The following is a 4,522-nucleotide window of genomic DNA, read 5'->3' on the forward strand; positions in this document are numbered from 1 at the left end:
CGCAGCACGCTCATTGGCGCTCATCGCGGATGATCCTGATGCCCCCGGAGGAACGTGGACGCATTGGGTGATCTGGAACATTCCCGCCCATCTTAAGGCTCTGCCAGAGGCCGTGCCCACGCGGGAAATCCTCGAGAATGGTGCGTGTCAAGGCGCAAATGATTTCCGTCGCATCGGTTATGGCGGCCCATGCCCACCTCCCGGCAAAGCGCATCGCTACTTCTTCAAACTGTATGCGCTTGACGCTAAGCTGGATTTGAAGACCGGCGCCAGCCGGCAGGAGCTAGAACGCGCCATGAAGAGACACGTTTTAGCGCAGGCGGAATGGGTGGGCACATTCAGGCGATAGCCAGGCTTCCTGCTCGATGACATGCATCGACGCGATGATCAGCGAGCAGTTATAACTTCCTGCCGACCGCACACACCCCGCCTTTCGACACGTCGGTGAACACTTGAACATCTGCGAAACCCGCTCCTACAAGAAGGCCATGATGTTCATTCGGAGTGAGCAGCGTCATTCCTGTCTTCGGAGCATATTTCTCCACTATCCTCGACATCGCTGCGTTCGCGCCTTGTGCACCTCGGCAATCACGACGAACATCCCGCCCGGCTTGACGACGCGCAATACCTCACGCACATCGCCTGCCAGATCGAGCCAGAAAAAGTGCGTTTCGACAGCAGCGACTAGGTCGAATGTGTCATTCGCGTACGGCAGTTGCGTACCAAGCTCTCACGGATCTCTACACGATCAGCCTTGATCAACTTCGCATTTACTTTCGACGCCACGCGTACGCTTTCTGCGGAGTGATCGATCCCATACACCATTCCCAAGCCGGATGCACCGCCAGCTTGGCGATGGTTTGGCGTGTTGAGTTACCCCGAACCCGCTGTTCAAATCACAACTTCGAAAGGGCAAGTCAACTGAGGACAGGCTTGCTTACCATTGAACGAAGGAAGTCGAAGGTCTCAGGCTTGCCTTCCCCTCTTCGTTTCCGGTTCTGTTCGGCGTAACGCCCGAACTCGACCGGCGCATCTTGTCTGGGTGCAGCTCCAGTCCGAACTTTCAACTGCCGCGAAAAAGGCGACCTTAGCTTTGCTTTTCGGTGGGTGAAATACAAGCATGATGTCCATCGTGCGATCAGCCTACCACTGCGTCTGGCGGCGTGAGCCTGCTCCTCCAGCAGTCCGAGATCTTGGAGAATCACTCATGGTTGCTAGCGAGCTGCTCTCGTGGCAAATGGTTGTGTCGATGGCAGGGGAAGCATACTATGCACGAGTTTGATGTCCACGCTGGAAATGCCCGCCGGAAACGCGTGGGACTGGAACCAGAGAACCGGAGAGTCGGAGGGATAAGACGTTGAAACGAGAACTCACGATCGGTGCAGCTCTTGTCGCGCTAGTCGTCGCCCTAGGTGTTGGGGCCGTCGTGTTCCAGAAGCGAGCCGCTGTACAGGCCGCCGGTTTCCAAGCGCCAAGGTTTGAAGTGGACCCAATGTGGCCGAAACCCTTGCCGAACCATTGGATTCTCGGAATGACCATCGGCGTGTCGGTCGATGCCCAGGACCATATCTGGATTATCCATCGCCAGGGTTCCCTCGACCTGAAAGAGACATACTCTCAACAGAATCCTGTTGCCGGTGATTGCTGCGCTGCAGCACCGCCTGTTCTCGAGTTTGATGAGGCTGGTAACCTCATTGGGCACTGGGGCGGGCCAGGTCCAGGATATGACTGGCCGGTTTCGACGCACGGAATCACAGTGGATTATCAAGGTAACGTGTGGATTGGTGGCAATGGCAAGGGCGGGTCTAGACCTGTAGTAGACGAGGGTCATGTCGATCCGGGTGCCTACCATGACAGTATGATCTTGAAGTTTACCCAGGACGGAAAATTCCTGATGCAAATTGGCAAGGCTGGAGCGAGCAAAGGCAGCAACGACATCGCGAATCTTAGAGGACCGGCCAAAATGTGGGTGGATCCCAAAACCAATGAACTGTACGTCGCTGACGGGTACGGTAATAAGAGAGTGATCGTGTTCGACGCCGACACCGGCAAATACAAACGGCATTGGGGTGCGTACGGTCATAAGCCAGACGACACCGATCCCGGCGCATACAATCCTGATGCGCCACACGATCAGCAGTTCCGCAGCCCGGTTCACTGCGCAGTGCTCTCGGACGACAACCTGCTATACGTCTGTGACCGCCTAAATGATCGAATCCAGGTTTTCAAACCAGACGGTACATTTCTTCGGGAAAGCTTTTTCTATCCAAAAACTTTGGGCGACGGGTCGATCTGGGACTTGGCCTTCTCGAAGGATCCGCAGCAGAAGTACCTTTACGCGAGCGATGGAACCAACCAGAAGGTTCACATCATCGACCGCGAAACGCTCAGGGTCTTAACGAGTTTCGGAGATGGAGGACGCCAGCCTGGCGAATTCTACGCCGTACACAGCATTGCGACAGATTCGAAAGGTAACATCTTTACCACTGAGACCTATCATGGGCAGCGCGTGCAGAAGTTCGTTTACAAAGGTTTGGCGCCGGTCACCACACTAGATCAAGGCGTCGTGTGGCCTAAACCATCCGAGTGAACATGACATGTCCAACGATATAGGGGTCTGTTTGTCTCTGTGATCGTGCTCGGAGCCGCGATATTCATCATTCTTACGGACTCAAGAAATATAGGACACTGTGCCCACTGGAATATGCAAGATGTGTCTGCAAGAAAAGACGCTACTCGACAGTCACGTCATGCCAGCATCACTGTAAGCAGGCTTAGTGATCTATCGCGAGAGGCGATCGCTATGTCGGGACGAACGCGATTGGCCTTTCTTGTGAAGGGATCCAGCCTCCATCCTTATCGATGGATGAAGCTATACCGAGCACTGGTCAGCGAAGTATGGTTTCGGGTAAATGGGAGCTAATTGGTATCGCGGGCCGCCTCTTCAATGACGTCGGCAACGACCCTGGGCTGGGATACGAAGACGCTGTGGCTCGCACCTTTAACTTCCGTCACCTTCGCACCTGCGCGCCGGTACATCTTACGTTCTAACTCAGGATTAATAATGCGATCTTCCGTAGGCACTACACCATAACTTGGTTTGTTATGCCAGGCAGCTTCACTGACAGGCGCCGCAAAAGCTGTCGCGGCGACAAATGCCTGGGAATGAGCCATAAACTCAACCGATGCCTTGTTGGGTACATCTGCCGCGAAATCTGCCGCAAAGTCGGCCGGATTTTCGAATAGGAAGCCGTCTGCGGTCGGATGTATGTTGTTGCTTGCAGGAGGAATAGACATAACAAGTTGTGCCGTGCTCTCACCTACCTCGGGGGCGGTTGCGGAAACGTACACTAGCGCCTTCACTTTTGGATCGGTTCCCGCCTGAGTGATGACAGTTCCTCCATAGCTCTGCCCCACAAGGATGGTAGGTCCGTCCTCGAAATCAAGTATGCGTTTGGTCGCCGCAACGTCGTCGGCAAGTGATGTTAGCGGCTCCTGCACGATTGTTACCTTGAATCCGTCTCTGATCAGCAATTCGTAGACATCCCTCCAGCCTGAACCATCGACAAGTGCGCCATGGACGATTACGACATTGGTAACTCTTGCTTGCTCCTGGTTCTGCGCTTGGGCCGAAGTTGAAACAAGAGTCATCCCGAGAGCAACTGTTGCTGTGGTAACGGCTGCCTGCTTTACTAGTTGTTTTACTGTGCGCATAATAGCGTCCTTTTCTATTTGTCTACCGTTTAATAGGTAGGTTATGAGACAAAGAACCCCTGAACCGCTGAGTTCACTGCTACTTCCGAATCGAAAGTCTCTTTAGAGTGCTCTGAGTAATATCTCGATATACTCCGCAGGCGCCATAAGCACGTGCAGAGAGCATTGCTCCATGAACCAAGGCGATGAAGTTCTGGGCTTCTACCCGCGGGGTGCCATGAAAGAAGATGCGTCCTGCTCTTCTGCCTTGAGCAAATGTACTTTCCAGCCACTCGCCCAGATGATCAAAATAATGCCGCACCTCGGCTCTCACCTCTTGTGGCAACACAGGAAGCTCGGCTGTCAATAAAGTCGCGACGCAAAAGCTTTCGCTCTGGTCCTGAATACAGGTCTCCCAGCGTTGAACAATCCATTTAAGCCTGTCCAGTGGGTTAGGCAATTCATGGTCGAGCCTCTCGGTCGTACGGACCAGTTGCTCGCGGTACCGCTTCAGCACTTCAACTACGAGGGAGGCCTTTGTTGGGGTATGGCAACTATACGCGACAAAATGGGCCATTTGGGCTACGCGGGTCCAATTCTCCGTTACTGGAAGTGAACTCGTAATTGCGAGACGCCGCCGCTGGTTTATAAGTTCCCCCCCCGGAACACCGGTTGACACAGCCAATATGTTCATTTCCATCTCTTCACTGAACTTTGACGGCGAGCGTTTCTAAACCACTTTCCAGACCGCAACTGTTGTCCAAATAATCCTTTATCCAGCATCTCGCAACCAAAGCCCAGGGGTCGTACCAGTTACACGGCGAAAGAC

General features: G+C 53.9%; 5 protein-coding genes. 2 read left to right on the forward strand and 3 right to left on the reverse strand.

Features of this window, described 5'->3' with window-relative positions; all coding sequences use genetic code 11:
• Positions 1–349 (forward strand): YbhB/YbcL family Raf kinase inhibitor-like protein (locus tag Q363_RS30690; RefSeq protein ID WP_035358357.1); only part of this gene is annotated, 349 nt, incomplete at its 5' end.
• A gap of 195 nt (positions 350–544) precedes the next feature.
• Here Q363_RS30690 and Q363_RS47250 read toward each other — a convergent pair.
• Entirely contained in the window at positions 545–715 is a 171-nt protein-coding gene (locus Q363_RS47250) for a methyltransferase domain-containing protein (RefSeq protein WP_084080946.1), read from the reverse strand.
• A gap of 642 nt (positions 716–1,357) precedes the next feature.
• Here Q363_RS47250 and Q363_RS30695 point away from each other — a divergent pair.
• Positions 1,358–2,590 carry an NHL repeat-containing protein gene (locus Q363_RS30695; protein WP_064742762.1) on the forward strand — a complete coding sequence of 411 codons (1,233 nt, stop codon included), beginning with the start codon at positions 1,358–1,360 and terminating at the stop codon, positions 2,588–2,590.
• Between the two features lie 329 nt (positions 2,591–2,919).
• Here the strand turns inward: Q363_RS30695 and Q363_RS30700 are convergent, their stop codons facing one another.
• Both Q363_RS30700 and Q363_RS30705 read right to left on the reverse strand, forming a co-directional pair.
• On the reverse strand, positions 2,920–3,714 hold the full coding sequence (locus tag Q363_RS30700) for an alpha/beta fold hydrolase (protein WP_035358359.1): 795 nt from the start codon (positions 3,712–3,714) through the stop codon (positions 2,920–2,922).
• 79 nt (positions 3,715–3,793) lie between these two features.
• Complete coding sequence (locus Q363_RS30705; protein WP_051979577.1) at positions 3,794–4,270, reverse strand: TetR family transcriptional regulator C-terminal domain-containing protein; 477 nt, start codon at positions 4,268–4,270, stop codon at positions 3,794–3,796.
• Between the last annotated feature and the right edge of the window lie 252 nt (positions 4,271–4,522).

The organism is Edaphobacter aggregans DSM 19364 (genome assembly GCF_000745965.1).
GTDB lineage: Bacteria > Acidobacteriota > Terriglobia > Terriglobales > Acidobacteriaceae > Edaphobacter > Edaphobacter aggregans.

Coding starts and splice junctions, on each gene's coding strand:
- Q363_RS30700 (WP_035358359.1), bottom strand. CDS start 3,714: ATGCGCACAGTAAAACAACTAGTAAAGCAGGCAGCCGTTACCACAGCA.
- Q363_RS30705 (WP_051979577.1), bottom strand. CDS start 4,270: ATGGCCCATTTTGTCGCGTATAGTTGCCATACCCCAACAAAGGCCTCC.